Origin of the sequence: Neisseria sp. P0017.S009 (assembly GCF_051957375.1) — a bacterium.
Classification (GTDB): Bacteria; Pseudomonadota; Gammaproteobacteria; order Burkholderiales; family Neisseriaceae; genus Neisseria; species Neisseria perflava.
Genome location: NZ_JBQCWL010000002.1, coordinates 383292 through 407064 on the forward strand (window position 1 = coordinate 383292; position 23773 = coordinate 407064).

At 48.2% G+C, this 23773-nt stretch carries 16 protein-coding genes, 1 tRNA gene, 2 pseudogenes and 1 CRISPR repeat array; of the genes and pseudogenes, 12 read left to right on the forward strand and 7 right to left on the reverse strand.

Annotated features, from left to right (window positions below; all coding sequences use genetic code 11):
• Positions 1-52: 52 nt before the first annotated feature.
• From trkA to ACTHTG_RS04125, 5 genes are all read right to left on the reverse strand, one after another.
• Positions 53-1465, reverse strand: a complete 1413-nt coding sequence (trkA, locus tag ACTHTG_RS04105) for a Trk system potassium transporter TrkA (RefSeq protein WP_049335872.1) — start codon at positions 1463-1465, stop codon at positions 53-55.
• 95 nt (positions 1466-1560) lie between these two features.
• Entirely contained in the window at positions 1561-3012 is a 1452-nt protein-coding gene (locus ACTHTG_RS04110) for a DASS family sodium-coupled anion symporter (RefSeq protein ID WP_049335870.1), read from the reverse strand.
• 90 nt (positions 3013-3102) lie between these two features.
• Positions 3103-4356: a complex I 51 kDa subunit family protein gene (locus ACTHTG_RS04115; RefSeq protein ID WP_049335869.1), complete on the reverse strand. Its 1254-nt coding sequence runs from the start codon at positions 4354-4356 to the stop codon at positions 3103-3105.
• Entirely contained in the window at positions 4353-5981 is a 1629-nt protein-coding gene (locus ACTHTG_RS04120; RefSeq protein WP_049335867.1) for an FAD-binding protein, read from the reverse strand. Before ACTHTG_RS04120 ends, ACTHTG_RS04115 begins: the two co-directional genes overlap by 4 nt.
• A complete protein-coding gene (locus tag ACTHTG_RS04125) occupies positions 5981-6619 on the reverse strand; it encodes a 2Fe-2S iron-sulfur cluster-binding protein (RefSeq protein ID WP_004520763.1) in 639 nt (212 codons plus the stop codon). The genes ACTHTG_RS04120 and ACTHTG_RS04125 overlap by 1 nt, the downstream gene beginning before the upstream one ends.
• Before the next feature lie 855 nt (positions 6620-7474).
• On the opposite strand from ACTHTG_RS04125, the gene ACTHTG_RS04130 reads away from it, so the two are divergent.
• Positions 7475-8998, forward strand: coding sequence for a fumarate hydratase (locus ACTHTG_RS04130; RefSeq protein ID WP_003746217.1), 1524 nt, complete (start codon positions 7475-7477; stop codon positions 8996-8998).
• A gap of 154 nt (positions 8999-9152) precedes the next feature.
• Positions 9153-9229: transfer RNA gene (locus ACTHTG_RS04135), tRNA-Pro, on the forward strand.
• A 154-nt stretch (positions 9230-9383) separates the two neighbouring features.
• On the opposite strand, the pseudogene ACTHTG_RS04140 reads toward ACTHTG_RS04135, so the two are convergent.
• Positions 9384-9920: pseudogene (locus tag ACTHTG_RS04140) on the reverse strand (formate/nitrite transporter family protein); the annotation flags it as partial.
• A gap of 71 nt (positions 9921-9991) precedes the next feature.
• The gene (yciA, locus tag ACTHTG_RS04145) at positions 9992-10426 is read right to left on the reverse strand and encodes an acyl-CoA thioester hydrolase YciA (RefSeq protein WP_004520760.1); all 435 of its coding nucleotides are present in this window, start codon (positions 10424-10426) and stop codon (positions 9992-9994) included.
• A 124-nt stretch (positions 10427-10550) separates the two neighbouring features.
• Here yciA and pip point away from each other — a divergent pair, with 124 nt between their 5' ends.
• The 10 genes and pseudogenes from pip (at position 10551) to cas2 (ending at position 22699) form a co-directional block, all read left to right on the forward strand.
• Complete coding sequence (pip, locus tag ACTHTG_RS04150) at positions 10551-11480, forward strand: prolyl aminopeptidase (RefSeq protein ID WP_004520759.1); 930 nt, start codon at positions 10551-10553, stop codon at positions 11478-11480.
• 121 nt (positions 11481-11601) lie between these two features.
• Entirely contained in the window at positions 11602-13890 is a 2289-nt protein-coding gene (locus ACTHTG_RS04155; protein WP_004520758.1) for a CRISPR-associated helicase/endonuclease Cas3, read from the forward strand.
• Positions 13891-13928: 38 nt separating this feature from the next.
• Positions 13929-15365, forward strand: coding sequence for an ATP-dependent nuclease (locus ACTHTG_RS04160; RefSeq protein ID WP_004520757.1), 1437 nt, complete (start codon positions 13929-13931; stop codon positions 15363-15365).
• An 86-nt stretch (positions 15366-15451) separates the two neighbouring features.
• Positions 15452-16126: a type I-C CRISPR-associated protein Cas5c gene (cas5c, locus tag ACTHTG_RS04165; RefSeq protein ID WP_004520756.1), complete on the forward strand. Its 675-nt coding sequence runs from the start codon at positions 15452-15454 to the stop codon at positions 16124-16126.
• Positions 16123-17913, forward strand: coding sequence for a type I-C CRISPR-associated protein Cas8c/Csd1 (gene cas8c / locus ACTHTG_RS04170; RefSeq protein ID WP_440360524.1), 1791 nt, complete (start codon positions 16123-16125; stop codon positions 17911-17913). Before cas5c ends, cas8c begins: the two co-directional genes overlap by 4 nt.
• 11 nt (positions 17914-17924) lie before the next feature.
• Positions 17925-18797: a type I-C CRISPR-associated protein Cas7/Csd2 gene (cas7c, locus tag ACTHTG_RS04175; RefSeq protein WP_440360523.1), complete on the forward strand. Its 873-nt coding sequence runs from the start codon at positions 17925-17927 to the stop codon at positions 18795-18797.
• A 14-nt stretch (positions 18798-18811) separates the two neighbouring features.
• A pseudogene (gene cas4 / locus ACTHTG_RS04180) lies at positions 18812-19457 on the forward strand (CRISPR-associated protein Cas4).
• A gap of 20 nt (positions 19458-19477) precedes the next feature.
• Positions 19478-21217 carry a hypothetical protein gene (locus ACTHTG_RS04185; RefSeq protein WP_440360522.1) on the forward strand — a complete coding sequence of 580 codons (1740 nt, stop codon included), beginning with the start codon at positions 19478-19480 and terminating at the stop codon, positions 21215-21217.
• A 100-nt stretch (positions 21218-21317) separates the two neighbouring features.
• Positions 21318-22331, forward strand: coding sequence for a type I-C CRISPR-associated endonuclease Cas1c (cas1c, locus tag ACTHTG_RS04190; protein ID WP_440360521.1), 1014 nt, complete (start codon positions 21318-21320; stop codon positions 22329-22331).
• 74 nt (positions 22332-22405) lie between these two features.
• On the forward strand, positions 22406-22699 hold the full coding sequence (gene cas2 / locus ACTHTG_RS04195; RefSeq protein ID WP_003685729.1) for a CRISPR-associated endonuclease Cas2: 294 nt from the start codon (positions 22406-22408) through the stop codon (positions 22697-22699).
• Between the two features lie 189 nt (positions 22700-22888).
• Positions 22889-23710: direct repeats of the CRISPR family, unit length 31 nt; unit sequence CAGCCGCCTTCGGGCGGCTGTGTGTTGAAAC.
• Positions 23711-23773: the final 63 nt, after the last annotated feature.

Below are 23773 nucleotides of genomic sequence, written 5' to 3' on the forward strand. Positions count from 1 at the left end.
GAAAAGGTTTTCAGACGGCCTTTTTATGACTTCAAGCAAACGGATTTTGGGTTTAACCGAAAAAGCCCATTTTAACTTGAATGAGTTTCTCCAGTTCCGGCAGAACGCGGCGGCGTGAGACGAAGAAGATAATGTGGTCGCCGTCTTGGAGGATGGTTTCGGTGTGGTGTCCCATGATGACCTCGCCGGTTGCGCCGCGGACGATGGCGGAGATGTAGCAGTCGCTTGGCCATTTGATGCCGCTGATACGGCGGCCGACGATGGCGGAAGTGTTTTTGTCGCCGTGTACCACCACTTCAATGGCTTCGGCTGTACCGCGGCGCAAAGGATGGACGGCAACGACGTCGCCACGGCGGATGTGGGCGAGGATGGAGCCGATGGTAATCAGGTGGGGGGAAACGACGATATCGATTTTGTTGCCTTCGAGCAAATCGACGTAACTTGAGCGGTTGACGATGGTGATTACGCGTTTGGCACCAAGGTTTTTCGCCAGCAGGCTGGACATGATGTTGTTTTCGTCGTCGTTGGTCAGCGCGCAGAAGACGTCGATTTCGTCGATGTATTCTTCGTCCAGCAGGGTTTCATCGGTGGCGGAACCTTGCAGGACGAGGGTGTTGTCCAGATTCTCGGCTAGCCATTCGGCGCGGTGGGGTTTGTATTCGATGATTTTGATGTCGTATTTGGATTCGAGCTGTTTGGCGAGGCGGTAGCCGATGTTACCGCCGCCGGCAATCATGATGCGGCGGGTACGCGCTTCTTTGGGGCGCAGTTCGCGCATGATGATGTTGACGCTGCTGATGTCGGCGGTAAAAAGTACCTCGTCACCTTCGATGATGACGGTTTGCGGCGTGGGGACGATAAGGCGGTTGTTGCGGTAGATGGCGCAGATTTGGCAGTCCGCGCCTTCGGGGAGATGTTGGTTGATGTCGGCAATTTCACGGCTGATCAGCAAACCGCCTTTGCGAGCTTGAACAATCACCATGCGGACTTGGTCGTTGGCAAAGCTGAGTACCTGTAATGCGCTGGTGTAGCTGAGCAGGCCGACAAGTTGTTCTGTAACCAGTTGTTCTGGGCTGATGGTTTCGGTAATGCCGAAGATGTTGAGGCTGCCTTCTTCGGGTTTGTCGCTGCCGGCAACCGGATATTCGAGGTATTCGCTTGAGCGTACGCGTGCAATACGGCCGGGGATGTTGAACAGGTCGGCGGCGATTTTGGAGGCAACGATGTTGGTTTCGTCGCTGCGGGTCAGGGCAAGCAGGAGGTCGGAGTCCGCCGCACCTGCCTGTTCGAGGGTAAAGGGCGATGCGCCGTTGCCGACGATGGTTTGGACATCGAGGCGGCTGCTGATGCGGTTGAGCGCTTTTTCGTCGATGTCGATGATGGTAACGTCGTTGCTGGGAACGGAGGCAAGGTTTTGGGCGACGGTCGAGCCGACTTGGCCGCTGCCGAGGATGAGTATTTTCACGGTAATTGAGTGTGTTCGGTAAAAATGAAATTGTAACAAAAGGCCGTCTGAAATTGGAGTTTTCAGACGGCCTGAGTTTTAAATAAGCCAGAAGGTTACCAGTAGCCCAAAACTTTCCACCACAAGATACCGACAGTGCCGAAAATCAGGATTTCGAGCACGCTCATGATGAAGCCGGCTTTCCACCATTCGGTCATGGTTACATAGTTGGAGCAGTAAATGACAGGTGCAGAACCGGTAGCGTAGTGGGTCAGCGACATCATGATGCCGGTAGCGGCTGCCATAATCAGGGCAAACAGCATCGGTGGTGCGCCCAAGGCCAAGCCTGCGCCGTAGAATGCGCCGAACATGGCGGTAACGTGTGCCGTACCGCTGGCGAAAACGTAGTGGGCGTAGAGGTAGGCCAGCATCAACAGGGCACAACCGGCTTCCCAACCCAAACCCATGTGGGCGATACCGCCTTGCATGGAGTCGGACAACCAACTGATGAGGCCCAGTTTGTTGAGGAAGTTTGCCATCATCACCAAGGCAGCAAACCAAACAATGGTATCCCACGCGCTTTTTTCTTTCAGCGCGTCGTCCCAAGTCAGTACGCCGGTCAACAGGCACAGGCTCAAGCCGAGGAAGGTGGTGGCAGTAGCGTCCACTTTCACGCCAAACAGCATCTCAGGAATACCCGCCCACAACAGCAGCAGAACCAGGAAAATACCGAGCATGATTTTTTCTTCACGCTTCATCGGTCCCATTTGGGTCAAATGCTCTTTTGCCAATGCAGTGGCGTTAGGGGTTTGTTTGATTTCAGGCGGATACAGGAAATACAGCACCAGCGGCATCAGTAGCATAGCAAGCAGGCCGGGTACGATCATTGCCAAGAACCAAGTACCCCAAGAGAGTTGGATTTGTGAATTGGTGGCTTTGGCAACCAATTCGACCACCAGTGGATTAGGTGCGGTGGCGGTGATAAAAATCAGACAGGTAATTACATTGGAGTGGAAGTTGACCAGTGAAAGGTATTTACCGATTTTGCCTTCCGTACCCTTTTCAGGGTCGGAGTCGAAGCTCAAGGCAATGGATTTCATAATCGGATGTACGATGGCACCGCCGCGCGCGGTATTACTCGGCGTTACCGGACCGATGACCAAGTCGGCAAGCGCTAAGCTGTAACCTACGCCCAGCGTGCGTTTGCCGAAGAGGGAAATCAAGAGGTAGCCGATACGCATACCCAAGCCGGTTTTCAACAGGCCACGCGAGATGATGATGGCGATACCGATCATCCAGATGAGTGAGTTGTTGAGGCTGCTCAAAGCGTCTTTGGTTGCGTCGGCGGCTTTTTCATTGGTCACGCCGGTCAGTGCAACCAAGGTAATGCCCAAAATCGCCATGGCGCCGATAGGCATGGCTTTGCCGATGATGCCGGCAATGATGCCGACAAACAATGCCAAAAGATGCCATGCGTCAGGCGATACGCCTTGAGGAACGGGGATAACGAACCAGATAAGCAGCGTCAGCACAAGTGCGACCGCAGCAGGAATTGGCTTGAAGCCCATTTTGAATCTCCTAATTTGAGGATTAAAGTATTGGGAAATCTGTTTTCAGACGGCCTTTATAGTAACAGGCCGTCTGAAAACAACGCCGTTTTACTCCTGTTCTTGCGGCAGGCCGTACTCTTCGGGGAAGGTACGCAGCGAGCTTTGCAACACGGTAACTGCGCCGTCAATCAAACCGCAACGGCCGCTTCGTGGCAACAGTTGGCACAGGCTTTGCAGGGCGCGCAGGTCGTCGGAAGTGCCGATACCGGTGTCCACGCGGTTGAGCAGGCGGGAAAGCTGGAATGTGCCGCCTTTGCAAGGCGGGCATTGACCGCATGAGTTGGAAGCGAAAAATTCCACATACTCGGCCACTTTGCGCACCACGCTGGTGCCTTCGGAAATCACAATCATCGCGCCGGTACCGAGGCTGGATTTGCGTTCGCGTACGGACACGAAGTCCAAAGGCACATCCAAATCTTTTACGGTCAAAAGCGTGTTTGACGGGCCGCCGGTAAATACGGCTTTAAACGTACGGCCTTCGAGCATACCGCCGCCGTGATCGTAAATCAGCGATTGCAAGGTCGTGCCCATTGGCAGTTCGTACAGGCCCGGATTCAATACGTCGCCGGAGAGAGAGTAGAGTTTTGTACCGGCCGCATCGCCCAAACCCAAAGATTTGTACCATTCCGCGCCTTTGGCAAGGATTTGCGGAATATTGGCGAAGGTTTCGGTATTGTTGATAAGGGTCGGCTCACCGTTGACACCGCTTTCGGCGGGGAAAGGCGGCTTGCGGCGGGGGAAGGGGAAACCGCCCTCCAGCCATGAAATTACGGCAGTTTCTTCGCCGCCGATATAACGGCCTGAAGTTTCAACCAGTTGCAAGTCCAAAGGTTTACCCAAGTAGTTTTCGATGCGGATAAACAAATCGCTGTTTTTCCATTGCTCGATGGCCGGTGTGATGGAAGCGATGGATTCGGTTTGATGAGGGTTGACGTACAAAATTGCTTTATTGGCACGGCAGGCAACGGCGGCAATCAGGACGCCTTCGATGACTTGGTGCGGCGTATTTGCCAGCAGTACGCGGTCTTTAAATGTACCCGGTTCGTCTTCGTTGGCATTACAGACGACGTATTTGTCGCCATTTTTGCTTTGGGCGGCAACGGCGGCCTCCCATTTGCGCCAAGTCGGGAAACCTGCACCGCCCATACCGCAAAGATTGGCATCTTGCAGTTTGGAAACAATGCTTTGAGGATCGGCAAGCGCAGCCAGCAGGCCTTCGCCGCCGCCGACTTTGCGCCACGCGGCTAAATCTGCGCCGACTTGGCGGGAAGGATGCAGTAAGTTTTGATTGGCTTGATTCATGATTGTTGCTCCTGCAAACCGGCGTGTTCGCGCAAATCGAATTTGCCGTAGTCGGGATATAAAACGGGGGCTTTGATGTCGCTGGTCAGGCCGGCCCGGGTCATTTCGCGTTGCAGGTCGTGGACGTGTCCGACACCGCCGCGTACTTTTTTCAGCGGCAGGCCGCAATTTGCCGCGGCTTTACCGGCACGGCGACCGAAGCTGATGATGTCCAAAAGTGCATTGCCCATCAGACGGTTGCGGCCGTGAATGCCGCCGGTTACTTCGCCGGCGCAATAGAGGCCTTCGACGCAGGTCGCGCCGTTGCCGTTGATTTCGATACCGCCGTTTTGATAGTGCAGGGTCGGATGAATCATGACCGGCTCAACAGCAGGGTCGATGCCGCATTTGTGGGCAACATGGCCGAGTGTTACTAGACGGTTCAATACGTCAGGGTCGTTAGCAATCAGGCGCGGGGTGTCGAGGAACACGCCGACTTGACCATCGCGTACCACGCCGCGGCCTTCGCGGCATTCGCGCAGAATCGCAGCGGCAACAACGTCGCGCGGTTGCAATTCGTCAACGAAACGTTCGCCCAAACCGTTGACCAGCTTGGTGCCTGCGGAGCGCACGGCTTCGGAAATCAGCGCGCCTGCCAAGTGCGGAGGGTGGGCAACACCGGTCGGGTGGTATTGGAAAGAATCGACATCGCGCAGTTTGGCACCGATACGGTAAGCCATTACCAGGCCGTCTGCAGTCGCGCCATAGTGGTTGGAAGTGGCAAAACCCTGCAAATGCAGGCGTCCGCTGCCGCCGGTTGCCAATACCACGGCTTTGGCGTGAACCAACACCAAAGAGCGTTTTTCCAAATCGTACAAAATCGCGCCGACGCAGCGGCCGTGTTCGTCCGACAATAATTCGATGGCGGGGTGGCGGTTGAGCTGGGTGATGTTTTCGTCGAGTTCGACAGCCTCGCGCAGTACGCGCATCATTTCGAGGCCGGTAAAGTCGCGGTAGCTCAGGATGCGCGGTACGGTCGTACCGCCTGCGCGTTTGCGGCTCAACATGCCGTTGCTGTCCGCGCCTTTGGCAAGGTCGAAGGTCATGCCCAAGCCAATCAGCCAGCGGATGGCGGACGGCGCATCGGTAACCATTTGTGCCACCAATTCTTTTTTGCCGACGTTGTGGCCGCCTTTGATGGTGTCGTCAAAGTGTTGTTGCAGGCTGTCTTCTGCGCCGACCGCTGCTTGAATGCCGCCTTCGGCCATCACGGTATTGCTGTCGCCGATACGCAGTTTGTTCGCCATGATGACGCGTGCGCCGGCTTCAGTCGCAGACAATGCCGCTGCCGCGCCCGCACCGCCGCCGCCAATAACCAGCACGTCAGTGTTCAAATGTTCCGCGCCCGACAAATCATAGTCGTCAATCAGTGGATGACTGATCAGCAGTTTCGCCAAATCAGGATGGCAGTAATCGCCTTGGTTTGGACCGATAGGTAGTTTCACACGCGCATTTGCCTGATAGTCAGGGTGAAATTGGCTCAGTAATTCGTTCTTTTCAGGTAAATCGCCACGCAGCTCCAATGAGGACGCACGCAGGTTGGCAAGGGCGGTTTCGTAGTCTATGCCTTGGATTTTGTTAACCATTACACTGACTCCTCTTCAAATTCGACTTTCATTTTGCCGCTGTCGATTTCGCGTAGGCGGCGCATCAAATCCACAGGGCGCAACGTACGCGCCGCTTTCATACGGCGGGCGAACAGGCCCAAGTGGTTCGGACGGATGTGTTCTGGGCAGGAGAGGGTGCAGAGGTTGCACATCACGCATTGGTCAAAGGTCAGCGCAGCTGCGCCGAAATCGCCGGAAACTACCTGCGCTACGCCGTTTTCTACTTGCAAACCTTTAGGACAGGCGCGATTGCAGCCGCCGCAATGACGGCAGTTTTGCGCTTCTGGGAAGGCTTTGGCGGTATCGTCCAACCAGTTCCAGCCGTCACCAATTTCCCCGACGTCGTAATATTGGATATGCTCGGGAATAAAGTAGTCCAAGAAGCTGATATGCATGCCTTCTTCAACTTTAGTCTCGCATGCCAGTGCGGTGGTTACTTCGCGCTCGCCTTCTTTACGAATCATGCAGCGGCAGGAACCGCATACGCCTTGACCCATACAGCCGACATTGGCAGTAATCGCATTGCCTGAACGGGCATAGGCTTGGATGATTGACGAGTCGGCGGAAGCTTTGACTTCATGGCCGTCTATGGTCAGGGTTAACAAATTTTCACTCATGGTTTGTTCCTGTGAAATTGGAAGTTGGAATAGTGGGTAATTTGATTAATTGTATTTTTATTACATTTATTGCGTATGAGGAAAATATCCAAGTGATTTACTCGGAAATTCTTTTAAAATCAATGTTTATCTTTATGAGTCGAAGTGTATCAGAATTTAGTGGTTTTGATGATAGGGGTAACCTAAGGTTTTATAGAAGGAGGATTGCAAACAAAATATGCCTATTATTTAGACAAATTTATTACAACAACTTGATTTTAAAAGTAAAATAAAATTACTTTTTTATTATAAATTTTAAAATATTCGTATATTTACTAGTAAAAATCATTATTATATGTTAGACAATTTTACATAGATTGTTGTATATATTGAATAATATTCTTATAGGTAAGTAAGTGAAAAGATTGTTATAAAATTTCAGAAAATTAAATGAGTTTGATATCAGTCAAGAAGATTGAGGGAGAAAATGACACAGATTTTACAATTGTGTATCGTATTGGAAAATAAGAAAGGCCGTCTGAAATTTAGGTAGTTTCCTTTTAAATACAAGCTACTAAATTTCTTTCTCAGATACTTAAAGCAAACATTTTCAGACGGACTTGTAATTAGAATATCATTTAAAAATAATGTAATTTTATTTCTGTGTAAGTGAATGGTCAGTGGATATATATTATCAATAACCAAGTGATTTAATGCGATATTAAATTCTATTTAAATCAATAAGGTATGAAAATGATATTGTCTGAATTATTCATTTGAAAGCACTATTACACTATTGAAGGCCGTCTGAAAAAATCGGTCTCTTAAAAAATAAACAAACCCTTCCTACCATGACTCCCGAAAAGGAACACAATCATGACCGTCATCAAGCAAGAAGACTTTATCCAAAGTATTTTCGATGCTTTCCAATTCATCAGCTACTACCATCCTAAAGACTACATTCAGGCTTTGTATAAGGCTTATCAAAAAGAAGAAAACCCTGCCGCCAAAGATGCGATGGCGCAGATTTTGGTCAATAGCCGTATGTGTGCTGAAGGCCATCGTCCGATTTGTCAGGATACCGGTATTGCGACCGTATTCTTGAAAGTGGGCATGGATGTACAGTGGGATGCCGAGATGAGCGTACAGGAAATGGTTAACGAAGGCGTACGCCGTGCATACACCTATCCTGACAACAAACTGCGCGCCTCTGTATTGGCCGATCCGGCTGGTAAACGTCAAAATACCAAAGACAACACCCCTGCCGTTGTACATATGGAAATCGTAAAAGGCGACAAAGTCGAAGTCACTTGCGCAGCCAAAGGCGGCGGTTCTGAAAACAAAACCAAAGTTGCCATGCTCAACCCTTCAGACAATATCGTTGATTGGGTATTGAAAACCGTTCCTCAAATGGGTGCCGGCTGGTGTCCTCCGGGCATTTTGGGTATCGGCATCGGCGGTACGCCTGAAAAAGCAGTGTTGATGGCCAAAGAAAGCCTGATGAGCCATATCGATATTCAGGAACTCAAAGAAAAAGCCGATTCCGGTGCAGAATTGTCTACAACCGAAGCCCTACGCTTAGAACTCTACAAAAAAGTAAATGCCTTGGGCATCGGCGCACAAGGTTTGGGCGGTTTGAGCACCGTGCTGGATGTCAAAATCCTTGACTACCCAACCCACGCGGCTTCCAAACCGATTGCCATGATTCCAAACTGCGCGGCTACCCGCCACATCGAATTTGAATTGGACGGCTCAGGCCCGGCCAAACTGGAAGCCCCATCTTTGGAAGACTGGCCGGATTTGACTTACAGCCCGGACAACGGCAAACGTGTCGATGTCAACAATCTGACCAAAGAAGAAGTGGCAACATGGAAAACCGGCGACGTGTTGTTGCTGAACGGTAAAATCCTGACCGGACGCGATGCCGCGCACAAACGTTTGGTTGATATGCTCAACAAAGGCGAAGAATTGCCGGTAGATTTCACCAACAAACTGATTTACTACGTTGGCCCGGTTGATCCAGTCCGTGACGAAGTTGTTGGCCCGGCCGGTCCGACTACTTCCACCCGTATGGATAAGTTTACCCGCCAAATGCTGGAACAAACCGGCCTCCTGGGTATGATCGGTAAATCCGAACGCGGTGCAGCAACTTGCCAAGCCATTGCCGATAATAAAGCCGTTTACCTGATGGCTGTCGGCGGCGCGGCATATCTGGTTGCCAAAGCCATTAAAGCATCTAAAGTCTTGGCGTTCCCAGAATTGGGTATGGAAGCGATTTACGAATTTGAAGTCAAAGACATGCCTGTGACCGTTGCGGTGGATAGCAACGGTGAATCGGTTCACGCCATTGCGCCAAAACAATGGCAGGCCAAAATCGGTATTATTCCGGTTGAAGCTTGATATTTGCCTGGATAATCAAAGGCCGTCTGAATGATTTTAGACGGCCTTTTTTTGTTTACAAATAATTTAAATGTTTTCAAACGAGTAAATTTCCCTTTCTAAAAAGCACTTGTCAAAATCAGCGTTTGAAACTAGAATTCACAGCTTATCGAGTCGGAGTGTGGCGCAGTCTGGTAGCGCACTTGCATGGGGTGCAAGGGGTCGAAGGTTCGAATCCTTTCACTCCGACCAAAAAATTGGAAAGAGTCGTTTTAAAAACGGCTCTTTTTTCGTTTGGATGATTTATCTGAATAATGTGTCCGAATGGATTTTAAAACTTAATACCAATGCCGTCTGAAACAAAACCTGCTTTCTCAAAGCAGGTTTTGTTGTTTCTAAAGCAGGGCTATTCGGCACTATCTTTCAGCGTGTCTTTATAAGTATAAAGATAAGACGCGCCGACAAAGGATGCACCACCGACGACATTGCCCAAGAATACGGGAATCATGTTAAAGAAAAATTGCCCCCATGTGATGTTTGCGCCTGCCAGAATACCCGCTGGGATAACGAACATATTGGCGACAAGGTGTTGGAAGCCGTTTAATACGAAAATCATGACGGGGAACCAAATGGCCAGCATTCGTCCGGTTGTGTTTTTAGCGGCAAAATGCAGCCACGCGCCCATGCAGACCATCCAGTTACATGCTACTGCCGATACAAAAGCGCGGCCGAAATCCATATGGACTTTTGCCTCCGCCACAGCAATGGTTTTTTCTGCCATGCTGCCTTCAATCATACCGACATAGTACCCAAGGAAAAAAGCCATTGCCAGTGTGCCCACCAAATTGCCCATGCAGACGATAACCCAGTTGCGCAGCAGCATTTTGGAGGAAATCCGTCCGGCCAATCTGCCTAAAGACATGATCATCATATTGCTGGTTACATTTTGCTTCTGTATGAAAAAAGGCCGTCTGAACATTGAGGTTTCAGACGGCCTTGTTTTGATTTTTAAACTTACAAATGTGCCAGCTTTGCATTGCCTTCGCGAGGAATAGGGCGCGGATTGCCTTGTGCATCGATAGCGACGTAAGTGAACACGGCTTCGGTGACCAGTTGGCGGTCTTCCGTTACCATATCGTTCATCAAAGTCTTAACCCATACCTCGATTTTCAGTTGCAAAGAAGTATTGCCTACGCGGACACAATGACCGTAGCAGCACACGACGTTGCCGACCTTTACCGGTCTGATGAAATTCATTTCTTGAACGGCTACGGTTACAATTCGTCCCTGTGCGATTTCTGCCGCCAAAATACCGCCGCCTAGATCCATTTGCGACATAATCCAGCCGCCGAAGATATCCTGATTAGGGTTGGTATCGCGCGGCATGGCTACCGTACGCAATAAAAGTTGTCCTTCGGGTGCCGCATGTGTTTGTTTGTTGTCAGTCATAAATAATCCTGTCAAAAAAGTGCTATTTTACGCCATTTGTGGCGATAAACCTATGTAGGCCGTCTGAAAAATCAGCAGGTAAAGTGTTACAATCAACCTATTCATCAGACAAAGGAGAAAGCTCATGCATCCGATTCAAGAACCACGAAATAGCGGCCTTTTGCGCGTATCCGACATTCACGAAATCTACTGGGAAGAGTCAGGCAATCCTGATGGCCACCCCGTGATTTTCCTGCATGGCGGCCCCGGAGCAGGCGCATCACCGGCCTGTCGCGGCTTTTTCAACCCAGAGCATTTCCGCATCGTCATCATTGATCAACGCGGTTGCGGACGCTCTAAACCGTATGCCTGTATTGAAGACAACACCACATGGGATTTGGTTGCCGATATTGAAAAAGTACGCGAAATGCTCGGCATTCAAAAATGGCTGGTTTTCGGCGGCTCATGGGGCAGCACCTTGTCGCTGACTTATGCCGAAACCCATCCCGATCGCGTCAGCGGCTTAGTTTTGCGCGGTATTTTCCTGTGCAGGCCGTCTGAAATGGCATGGTTGAACGAAGCAGGTGGCGTAAGCCAAATTTATCCGGCTCAATGGCAAAAATTCATTGCCCCCGTAGCCGAAAACAAACGCCAAGCCCTAATTAAAGCCTACCATGAAATGCTGTTCAGCGAAGATGAAGCTACGCGCCTCAAAGCAGCTAAATCATGGGCAGATTGGGAAAGCTACCTTATTCGGTTTGAACCAAAAGACGTGGATGAAGACCCGCAAGCCTCCCTTGCCATCGCAAGAATGGAAAACCATTATTTCGTGAACGAAGGCTGGTTGCAGGGCGATAAAGCCATCTTGGCAAACATCGACAAAATCCGCCATATCCCAACCATCATCGTCCAAGGCCGCTACGATCTGTGCACCCCGATGCAAAGCGCGTGGGAACTCTCGCAAGCCTTCCCTGAAGCAGAATTGAGAATCGTCCAAGCAGGCCACTCTTCTTTTGATCCTTCGCTTTCCGAGGCTTTAGTGAAAGCGGTGGAGGATATCAGAAGCAAGTTATAAAGGGTAATTAATAAAAATGCCGTCTGAAAAAGTTTCAGACGGCATTTTTTCTATTTGCATATTAAATTTAATATCATATTATCATTGCATAATATCAGTTTAAATTTTTTAGAATTTCAATATGAAAACCCTAATTTACTACGCCCATTCTGCCCAAGACAAACTCGGTAATCTCTTGCCTTACGAACATTGGCAAACCTTGCAAAGCCATTCGGTCAATGTTGGCGAAATGGCGGCGGAGTTTGCTCGGGTATTTGGTGCACAGGAAATTGCTTGCCAGACGGGACAGCTTCATGACTTAGGGAAATATTCGGAACCCTTTAATCACCGATTGCATGGCGGTCCTTCAGTTGATCATGCCACCGCTGGAGCAAAAATTGCGGTAGAACACTGGGGAAATGTTATCGGCAAACTGATGGCGTTTTGCATTGCGGGGCATCATGCCGGGTTGGCAAATGGCAATGGTGAAGGGGATAACCGCCGCACGTTAAAGCAGCGGTTAGTATTGCAATTTGGCGCAGATATTCCCGCTCTCGATAACCTGTGGCAACAAGAAATCAAGCTTCCTGAAACCCTCTCTCCGCCACCACTCAAAGCCGACGCGCATCATCCTTTTTTCTCCTACGCTTTTTTCACCAGAATGCTCTATTCCTGCTTGGTAGATGCCGATTATCTTGATACTGAAGCCTTTTATTCAAACCTAGAAAACAAAGCCGTCGAGCGAGGCGACTATCCCGATCTAAACGCCTTACAACACAATTTCAATCAATTTATCAACACTTTCAGACGACGTGTCACCCAAGCTCCAGAGCAAACCGAAGCCGAAAAACGCAATGCCGCCTTAAACCGCCTGCGCAGCGAAATTCTCGATTACGCCGTAGAACAAGCGGCACAACCGCAAGGGCTGTTCACGCTCACCGTGCCGACCGGCGGCGGCAAAACTTTCACTTCCATGGCATTTGCGCTGGAATACGCCAAACGGCACGGTATGCGGCGCGTGATTTACGTCATCCCGTTCACCAGCATCATCGAACAAAATGCCGCTGAATTCCGCAAAGCCTTTGGCGAATTGGGCGAACAAGCCGTGTTGGAACACCACAGCACCTTCGACGATGGCAAACTGCAAAATGAGGCCACCAAAGACAAATTGCGACTTGCCTCGGAAAACTGGGACGCGCCGATTGTCGTGACCACTGCCGTGCAATTCTTTGAATCCCTCTTTGCCGACCGCTCCTCGCGCTGCCGCAAGCTGCACAACATCGCAGGCTCCGTCATCATCCTCGACGAAGCGCAAATGCTGCCGCTCAATCTGTTGCTGCCTATCATGCAAGCCATCAAAGAATTGGCGCAAAACTACCGCTGCAGCGTCGTCATGTGCACCGCCACCCAGCCAGCCGTGCAAGCCGAAAACGGCTTCTATCGCGGCTTTGAAAACGTGCGTGAAATAGCCCCGAAACCGACCGCACTTTTCGACAAACTGCGCCGCACCACCGTGCACCATATCGGCACACAAACTGACGCCGACCTGCTCGCCAAACTTGCCGAACACCCGCAAATGCTCGTCATCGTCAATAACCGCTGCCACGCCCGCAGCCTGTACGACCAAGCCAAATACCTTGAGGGCACATTCCACCTGACCACCTTAATGTGCGCCAAACACCGCAGCCAAAAACTCGATGAAATCCGAGGCCGTCTGAAAAACGGCGAACCCTGCCGCGTTATCGCCACCTCCTTAATTGAGGCCGGCGTTGATGTGGATTTTCCGCTGGTGATGCGCGCCGAGGCAGGTTTAGATAGCGTTGCCCAAGCCGCAGGGCGCTGTAACCGCGAAGGCAAAAGGCCGTCTGAAAACAGCTTTGTCTGGATATTCGCGCCCGAAGAACAATGGAAAGCCCCGCCCGAACTTGCCGCCCAGGCCGCCGTTATGCGCCTGACTGCCGACAGCTTTTCAGACGACCTCTTATCCACCCAAGCCGTCGCTGCCTACTTCGCCGAGCTTTATCAATTAAAAGGCAGCGAACTGGACAATAAAAAAATCCTGAAAATGCACAATGATACAGGACAAAGCCTCGATTTCCCATTCCAAACCATCGCTGACAAATTCTGCATGATCGAAAGCCATATGCAGCCGCTGATTATTCCGTTCGATGTTGATGCCGAAAACCTCATTAGCAGCCTGCATCACGCCGACCACATCGGCGGACTCTTACGCAAACTGCAACCCTACATCGTCCAAATCCCCGAAAAAGCCCTCGCTGCCTTGTATAAAGCAGGGCGTATCGAACCGATTAACGAGAAAAACTTCGGCAAACAGTTTTATACGCTGATTGGACTGGATTTGTATGATGAAGTGGCGGGGTTGAGTTGGGAGGATACTGATTTTATAAGAGAGGAGAGTTTGGTGTTTTAACTCAATCTTTATTTTTAATCTAAGAAAAGGAAACTGTTATGTTTATAAAAAGTATTTGTTTATCTAATTTTAAAGGGTTTATTGGTGAGAACCATCAGATCAACTTTAAAATTCCTGATGGCACCACGCCTGGTAGTGGTTTAAATATATTCGTTGGAGAAAATAACTCTGGTAAGTCATCTATTTTTGAGGCGGTGGATTTTTTACGAAACGGAATCAAAGGAGAAATTGATCGAATTAGAAGCAAGCGTGAGAATAATACACAGCCAGAACATGCTTGTATTGAACTCACTTTTTGCGGTGATATTGAGAATTCAGTTAATTATTTTGTTCAGAGCAATAAACAAACTGCTTTTATCAATTCAATTACAAGTAATAATGAACTTAGAGCAAGGAGAAGTACAGTAGATTGTAAACAATTAGATTTATGGAATGAAAATTCACAAGGGTATTCCAACCCAAGTGGTATTGATGCACCATTCAAAAAACTCTTTGAGACAAATTTTATCTGGGCTGATACAAACCCTAGCGATGAGGCAGCTTTTGGATCAACAACTCTTTGTGGATTGTTGCTAAAAGAAATTGCACAGGCTCACATTACAACCTCTGAATATAGGGATTTCCAAGATAGTTTTAACAGTGTTTTTAATAATCCCAATTCAGAGTTACGTCAAAAAATTGCAGTCGTTGAACAAAAAGTTCAGCATATTTTTACAGAACAATTTGGACAAGCACATATTCATTTTAGATTCGATGAACTAAAGATAGATTCATTTTTTAAAAGTGCATCTATCTTCATTGACGATGGCGTGGATATCCCAATGTCTGAAAAAGGTAATGGAATGCAGCGTTCAGTCGCATTAGCTTTGCTTCAAGTCTATGCAGAAGAGTTAGCACATGATGAAGAGCAAGGTCAAACCAAGCCGTTTTATTTGTTTATTGATGAACCTGAAATTTGTTTGCATCCGAAAGGTCAAACCAAACTTTTTGAGGCCTTACTGGAAATTTCAAAAACAAAACAAGTATTTTTGACTACGCATTCCCCATATTTTTTGGTTACACCGCATTTAAATAACGTCGGTCTGTTTATTTTTAGAAAAGATGGAATTAGTAATACTGTTGAAGATGCTTCATTGGAAAAAATTTTTCCTTGGAGTCCAACTTGGGGAGAGATTAATTTTAAAGCGTATAAATTGCCTACCGTGGAATTACATAATGAATTATACGGAAGATTACAAGATAAGAATGGAAAATTTAGTGAGAGAGATTTTGAACAATGGATTAATGCTCAAGGAATCCAATTCAGTAAATATTGGACTAGAGTAAATAGTGATGGCACGGTTAGACAACCATATCCCGTAAGTTTACAAACATTTATCCGTAACCATATTCATCATCCTGAAAATCGACAAAATACACTTTATACAGAAGATGAACTTAAACAATCCATTGAGGAAATGATTGGATTACTGTAGTTGAGGGTGCAAAAAAGTGCGGTCAATTCTCCCAACGTTTTTAAACGTCGTCTGAAACCGCACTTTCCAAACAAAAGGAGAACCAAATGAACCAAATCCGCCTACACGTTTGGGGCGATTATGCCTGTTTTACCCGTCCGGAGATGAAGGTGGAGCGGGTGTCTTATGATGTCATCACGCCGTCGGCAGCGCGCGGGATTTTGGCGGCGGTACATTGGAAGCCGGCGATTCGCTGGGTGATTGATAGGATTTATGTGTTGAAACCGATTCAGTTTGAGTCGGTGCGGCGTAATGAGTTGGGCGGCAAGATTTCGGCGGGCAAGGTCAGCGGCGCGATCAAACGTAAGAGCGTTGCCGATTTATATACGCTGATTGAAGACGACCGCCAGCAGCGCGCGGCGACGGTGCTTAAAGACGTGGCTTATGTGATTGAAGCCCATGCGGTGCTGACGGCAAAAGCAGGCGCGGATGAGACCGTTACCAAACATATCGAGATGTTCAAACGCCGTGCGAAAAAGGGGCAATGCTTTCAGCAGCCTTGTTTGGGCGTGCGTGAATTTCCTGCCGATTTTGCGTTGATTGACGAGGGCGAGCCGCTGCCGCTGTCGGCGTTATCGGAAAGCGAGGCAAACCGCGATTTGGGCTGGATGCTGCACGATATTGATTTTGACCACGGCAACACGCCGCATTTTTTCCGTGCGGAAATGAAAGAGGGCGTCATTCTTGTGCCGCCGTTTTACGCCGAGGAGGTGAAAGCATGATTCTTGCATCCCTTGCCCGCTATTACCGCCGTTTGGCAGCAGAAACCGATGAAATGGGCACCCCGAAAGTGCCGCCTTATGGCTTTAGCGAGGAAAAAATCGGCTGGATTTTGGTGTTGGATAAAGAAGGTCGTCTGAAAACCGTTGTGCCGAATCTGACAGCCGATAAAAAGCCGCAACCGAAGCTGATGAGTGTGCCGCGCCCTGAAAAACGCACGTCGGGTATCAAACCGAATTTTTTGTGGGATAAAACTGCCTACGCGCTTGGCGTGGAAGCCAATAAAAACAAAGCCGAAGCCAAAGAAAAACCGTTTACGCCGTCTGAAAAAACCTTTGACGCCTTCAAGCAATACCATCTTGATTTACTGCAAAACAGCGAAGATGAAGGCCTGCAAGCCTTGTGCCGTTTTCTGCAAAACTGGCAGCCTGCACATTTTGCTGCCGAAAATCTGCCTGCCGAAATACTGGATGCCAATATCGCATTTTCTCTTGAAAAACCGACCGCACTTATCCATAAACGCGAAGCCGCACAAACCTTGTGGGCAGGCTGCCTAAAAAGCGATGAAGCTCTTGAGGGCTTGTGTCTGATTAGCGGCGACACCGCCCCGATTGCACGGCTGCATCCTGCAATTAAAGGCGTGTTTGGCGGGCAAAGCTCCGGCGGTTCGATTATTTCGTTCAACAAAGAAGCCTTTGCCTCGTTCGGCAAGGAGCAGGGCGCAAATGCGCCTGTTTCCGAACAATCTGCCTTTGCCTACACCACCGCGCTGAACTATCTGTTGCGCCAACGTAATCAAGAAGCGAATAATCACTGCCTGACTATCGGCGACGCCAGTACGGTCTTTTGGGCGGAAGCGGACGATAACGCGACTGCGCAGGCTGCCGAAGGCTTCTTCGTGCACGTATTTACGCCGCCGGATGACGAACAAGAAAGCGCCAAAATTTTTAACGTGTTGGAACAAATCGGCAAAGGTCGTCCGCTGCAAGAAATTGCGCCCGAACTCTCTCCCAATACCCGTTTTTATATCTTAGGGCTTGCCCCTAATGCCGCGCGGATTTCTGTTCGGTTTTGGCTGGATACCACGTTTGGGCAGTTGGCGGAAAATTTGGCGCAGCATTGGCAAGATTTAGCTCTTGAGCCTTGTGCATGGAAAACGCCGCCGTCTATTTGGCGACTTTTATTGCAAACTGCCGTATTGGGCAAAAGCGAAAACATCTCGCCCGTGTTGGCAGGTGAGATGACCCGCGCCGTGATTTGCGGTACACCGTATCCCTTGAGTTTACTGTCGCAACTGATTACCCGAATCCGCGCCGATGGCGACGTGAACGGTCTGCGCGTGGCAATGATGAAAGCCGTATTAGAGCGGCGTTTTAGAAAAGGTTTTATCGAAGAAGGAGTTCCTATGAGTTTGAACAATGAAAGCCCGAATCGCGCCTATCTTTTAGGGCGGCTGTTTGCCGTATTGGAGCGCATTCAATATCAGGCGTTGGGCGAATTAAATACCGGCATTGCCGACCGCTATTACGGCTCTGCATCCGCCGTGCCGTTTTCCGTTTTTCCGCGTCTTTTGTCGGGTGCAAAACACCATTTATCGCGCTTGCGTAAAGACAAAGCCGGCATGGCGGTGAATTTGGATAAAGATTTGGGCGAAATCATTGCCAAACTGCCCGAAACCTTCCCGCGCCATTTGAGCATTGACGAGCAAGGCCGCTTCGCCATTGGCTATTACCACCAAAAACAAAGCTATTTTGCTAAAAAAGAAACCGCTGAAACTATTGAGAACTAAGGAGCCTGAAAATGTCTGCCATTCAAAACCGCTATGAATTTGTTTACTTTTTTGATGTAATCAACGGCAACCCCAACGGCGATCCCGATGCGGGCAATATGCCGCGTCTTGATCCCGAATCCAGCAAAGGTTTGGTAACCGATGTCTGCCTAAAACGCAAAATCCGTAATTTTGTAGAAATCAGCAGCGAAAACGAAGCCGGTTACGAAATCTACGTCAAAGAAAAAAGCGTGTTAAACCTGCAAAACAAACGCGCTTATGAGGCTTTAGGGATTGAACCAAATACTAAAGAAAAAAAACTGCCAAAAGACGAAGCCAAAGCCCTCGATATCACCGCGTGGATGTGTAAAAACTTCTTCGATATCCGCACCTTCGGCGCCGTGATGACCACCGAAGTCAACAGCGGACAAGTGCGCGGTCCGGTACAACTGGCGTTCGCCCAATCCATCGACCCGATTGTGCCGCTGGAAGTTTCCATCACCCGCATGGCGGTAACCAATGAAAAAGACTTGGAAAAAGAACGCACTATGGGGCGTAAATACATCGTCCCTTACGCGCTCTACCGCGTGCACGGCTTTATCTCCGCCAACCTTGCCGCCAAAACCGGTTTTTCAGACGACGACTTAGCCAAACTCTGGCAAGCCCTGACGCTGATGTTTGAGCATGACCGCTCCGCCGCCCGTGGCGAAATGGCGGCACGCAAACTGATTGTTTTCAAACACGATAGCGCACTCGGCAGCCAGCCTGCACATAAACTGTTTGACGCCGTAAAAGTCGAACGCGTAAACGGCGAATCAGGTACGCCCGCAAGCGGTTTTGGCGATTACAAAATCAGCGTGGTTTCAGACGGCCTCAATGGCGTGAGTGTGGAAGAACTGCTTTAAAAACACTTAAAAAGATGACCGCACTTTTAACCGAAACCCAAGGGGAAAATCAGGACACACGCCTGATTCCCCTTTCTGCCCTGCAACACTACGCCTTCTGCCTGCGCCAATGCGGTGATTCACAACGAGCAGGCGTGGGCGGAGAACTATTTGATCGCGCAGGGCAAGGCGCTGCATGAGCGGGTGGATTCGGGCGAGCCGGAAACGCGCAAGGGTGTGCGTTTTGAGCGGACGGTGCATGTCTCGGCGGAGAAACTGGGCATCAGCGGCGTGTTGGATTTAGTGGAAGTGGCCACGAAAACAGGCCGTCTGAAACCTGTGGAATACAAACGCGGCAAGCCCAAACCCGACCCAATGGATGAAATTCAGCTTTGTGCCCAAGGTTTGTGTTTGGAAGAAATGACGGGGCAAACCGTCTCTGAGGGCGCGCTGTGGTATATGCAAACCCGCCACCGCGTCCCCGTCGTGTTTTCAGACGACCTGCGCGCCCAAACACTCGCCACCATCGCCGCCGTCCGCGAACTTTTAAACAGCGGCCTAACTCCGCCGCCCGACTACGGCAAACGCTGCAAAGCCTGTTCGCTGGTGGAGATTTGCCAGCCGGCGTTGCTGGGGAAACGGGATAGGAGTGTGGGGTATGTGGAGGGGTTGTTTGAGTAAATGAACTATGGAAAATTTATATGAATAAAACTGTGCATTGGTTTGAATGTTTAATGAGTCATTTGGAGATAATGGAGGAGGAAAAGCGTAAATTTGTTCTATCACTTATTGACAAGCCTCTTGATATCTCAGACTCAGATATCAAAAAATATATTCCAGGTGTTCTAGGAAGAGAATTGTTCCTACTTAGGAAATATATTTCATACAGCCTAGCAAATAAGAAACATTTATTTACTAAAGGAGTAAAAAGTATCAGATGCAAAACATATATATTAGACAATGGAGAAGAAAAGTTAATAGATAACGCTAAAATTATAGAAAATGAATATCGAGAAAGGATAAAGGATGATTTGGTTAAAAATAATCTTCCACTCTGGCACCAACTATCATATCAAGATAAATGTAACCTTTATGCTTTTTATGCCTTTAGTGAATTTGTTTCATATATTTTACTGGGGATTATAGAGTATGATAGTAATTATGAAGGATGTAAAAAGTATAAATTAAATAAAGAATTATTGAAATCTTATAAGATGATTTGGTTTGCACGATACTTTACTAAGCAAAGTCATTTCTCTGATGTGATATTTAGGAATGAAATTGGTCGTAAAGTAATTCATAGAGATTCTTATTTATTCCAGAATTTTGTAGATATTGTATTAGATAAATATATAAGCTTCCATCCACTCTATACGAAATTTTTAGATTCCGCTGATAATGTGATTTTTTCAGATATCAGAAGATTAGCAGAGATCGTTTCATTTTTTTCATTGCAACATGATATTAAAAATATAAATAATACTCAACCAATTATTAGCAGGGATAAATTATATGAATTTGGTTTTTCTGAAGATGAAATTAAATACCTTTTTAAAAAATTAGATGATTTTGAAGTCCATGAAAATGATCGCATAGTAACAGAGCTAGATAATAAATTAATAAGACTAAATAATATCAATCTTAAATTTGCAATTAAAACAATATCATCTAAATATTTAACTAACATGAATAAGATTGGTTCATGGTTTGAAGGTGATTATCTTTTAGAATACCTAAAAAATAAGCTCGATAGCAATAGATTTATAGTAACAAATGGTATAAATGATCCCAAAGAGAAATATGATGCAGACATCATTATTTATGATAGGTCATCTAATCTAATATATTTCTGCCAGATTAAGCATAGAATCGCGACTATTCATCCATTTTTTAAGGACGAATTTAATGAATATTGCAGAAATGAATCATTGAATCATGGAATAGATCAGTTATGCTCTCTACGTTCAAAAGCACTAACTGATAAAGTTAAAGAGCGGCTTATATCAAGATTGGGTAAAAAAATAGTTAATAAATTAGATATGGCAAAAAACTGCAGATTTATACTGATACATTCTATCGAAAACCTTGATATGTGCACTAAAAATGGTATATCAATGTATGAGTGGAATACTTTTAGAAATATTCTCCAAGGAAAATTTTCATCTTTTAAAGTTTTGCCTAAAGATACTAATTTGAATTGCATATATTACAGTAATAAGCTACTTGATTTTTCGGATATTGTGAGCGTCCAAGACTATTTAATTAAAAATCTTCAAAAGATTTACGATGACAGCCTAAGTACTAACTTGGGTCCTGCAGAAGAGTGGGAAATTTTAAATGGAGCAAGAGCGTTGTTTATGTTTAATACATCTATTTCCTGTATGAATAGACCCTTTTTTACATCTAAATGGATATCTTGGGAAATTCCACTAATTATATAACGTTTTAATTAGGATTAATTCATTTAACTGACTGTTTTTTTTTAGATAAATAAACTAAACATTCCTTTAAAAAGCACAGTCAAAACCTAAGGAGTTCCCCATGCGCAAACTGCAAAACACGCTCTACATCACCACCCAAGGCAGTTATCTGCATAAGGAGCGGGAGACGCTGGTGGTGGAGCAGGAGCGTAAGAAGGTAGCGCAGTTGCCGGTGCATTCCATCGGGCATATTTTCTGTTTTGGAAATGTGCTGGTGTCGCCTTTTCTGCTGGGGTTTTGCGGCGAAAATAATGTGAATTTGGCGTTTTTTACGGAAAACGGGCGTTTCTTGGGACGGCTTCAAGGGCGGCAGAGCGGCAATGTGCTGTTGCGTCGGGCGCAGTATCGGGTGTCGGAGCAAAATCCCGTGCCGATTGCGCGTAATATCATTGCGGCAAAGATTCAGGCAAGTAAACGGGTGCTTCAGCGGCAGATTCGCAATTATGGTGAGCATGCGGCGATTCAAAGTGCGGTCGATGCTTTGAACATTTCACTGCGGCAGTTGAAGGGCGCGGCGGAGCTGGACGTGGTGCGCGGTATTGAGGGCGATGCGGCGGCGCGTTATTTCGGCGTATTTGGGCAGCTTTTGAGCGAAAAAAGCGGTTTTGTTTTTGACGGGCGCAACCGCCGTCCGCCCAGAGACGGGGTGAATGCGCTGTTGTCGTTTGTGTACAGCATTCTGGGCAAGGACATCAGCGGCGCGCTGCAAGGCGTGGGGCTGGATCCGCAGGTGGGTTTTCTGCACGCCGACCGACCGGGACGCGACAGTTTGGCGCAGGATATTTTGGAAGAATTCCGCGCGTGGTGGGCAGACAGGCTGGTGTTGTCGCTGATTAACCGAGGGCAAATCAAACCGCAGGATTTCGTTACCGAAGCAAGCGGCGCGGTGAGTTTAAAAGCCGATGCGCGTAAGCTGTCGTTTCAAGCCTTGCAGGCGAAAAAGCAGGAGAAAATCGTTCATCCGTTTTTAGGCGAGGAAGTGGAAATCGGGCTGCTACCGTATATTCAGGCAATGCTGTTGGCGCGGCACTTGCGCGGAGATTTGGCGGAATATCCGCCGTTTTTGATGAGATAGGTTTGCAGGTCGTCTGAAAATGGGTTGGATGTTTTCAGACGACCTCTAAAGCAGCCTGCACATGGGAATACAAAATGCTGATGCTGATTACTTACGATATTTCGCTGGAAGATGCGGAAGGACAGGCAAGGCTGCGGCGCGTGGCAAAATTGTGTTTGGACTACGGCGTGCGCGTACAGTATTCGGTGTTCGAATGCGACATCGCGCCCGATCAATGGGTTGTTTTAAAAGACAAACTCTTAAAAACCTACAACCCCGAAACCGACAGTCTGCGCTTTTACCATCTGGGCAGTAAATGGCGGCGCAAAGTGGAACACCACGGCGCAAAACCGGCGGTGGATGTGTTTAAGGATACGTTGATTGTGTAAATCGCCAACCTGCGGTTCTCATGAAAATGCGGCAGGGTTGGCGAATTGGGATTGTTCTTTAATAATCAGGATATTGCGAATGCGGGCGTAACGGAAAAGGCTGTGTTATACTCGCGTTCACGCTTTTCTTAGGAGCTTAGCGAAATCGGGGCTGCGAAACCTGATGGAACAAGGCTTTTAAGAGAGGCTCAGCCGCCTTCGGGCGGCTGTGTGTTGAAACTGTGTGCGGGCTTTCTTGCTCGGCAGGTTTTCAAAACAGCCGCCTTCGGGCGGCTGTGTGTTGAAACACGTTTCAGGGCTATACCTACATCAAACGCCTGGCAGCCGCCTTCGGGCGGCTGTGTGTTGAAACACGTTTCAGGGCTATACCTACATCAAACGCCTGGCGCCAGCCGCCTTCGGGCGGCTGTGTGTTGAAACAATAAGAATCCGGAGGAACAGGCCAAAGATTCCTACAGCCGCCTTCGGGCGGCTGTGTGTTGAAACTTGAAAGGAAAAATGAATGCCTCATCCAAATAGAACAGCCGCCTTCGGGCGGCTGTGTGTTGAAACTCGGATATCGTTGCTTGTAGCTGTCAATACCTCGACAGCCGCCTTCGGGCGGCTGTGTGTTGAAACTTGAAAGGAAAAATGAATGCCTCATCCAAATAGAACAGCCGCCTTCGGGCGGCTGTGTGTTGAAACTCGGATATCGTTGCTTGTAGCTGTCAATACCTCGACAGCCGCCTTCGGGCGGCTGTGTGTTGAAACTCAGGCCATTTTAGCCAAACATTCATGTCTTGAACAGCCGCCTTCGGGCGGCTGTGTGTTGAAACATCGCCGAATACCAAACGCCTGCCGAGCGTGAATCAGCCGCCTTCGGGCGGCTGTGTGTTGAAACCCTTTGAAACAAATTAATTTCGAATTAAAACAACCAGCCGCCTTCGGGCGGCTGTGTGTTGAAACCAATCGCCACGCAACATCATGACATTGCCCACGTCCAGCCGCCTTCGGGCGGCTGTGTGTTGAAACTCTGCCACCGTATCTCATGTCTAAGTAAGGAAGAGGGGCTGTATGTTCAAATATTGTCCAAGC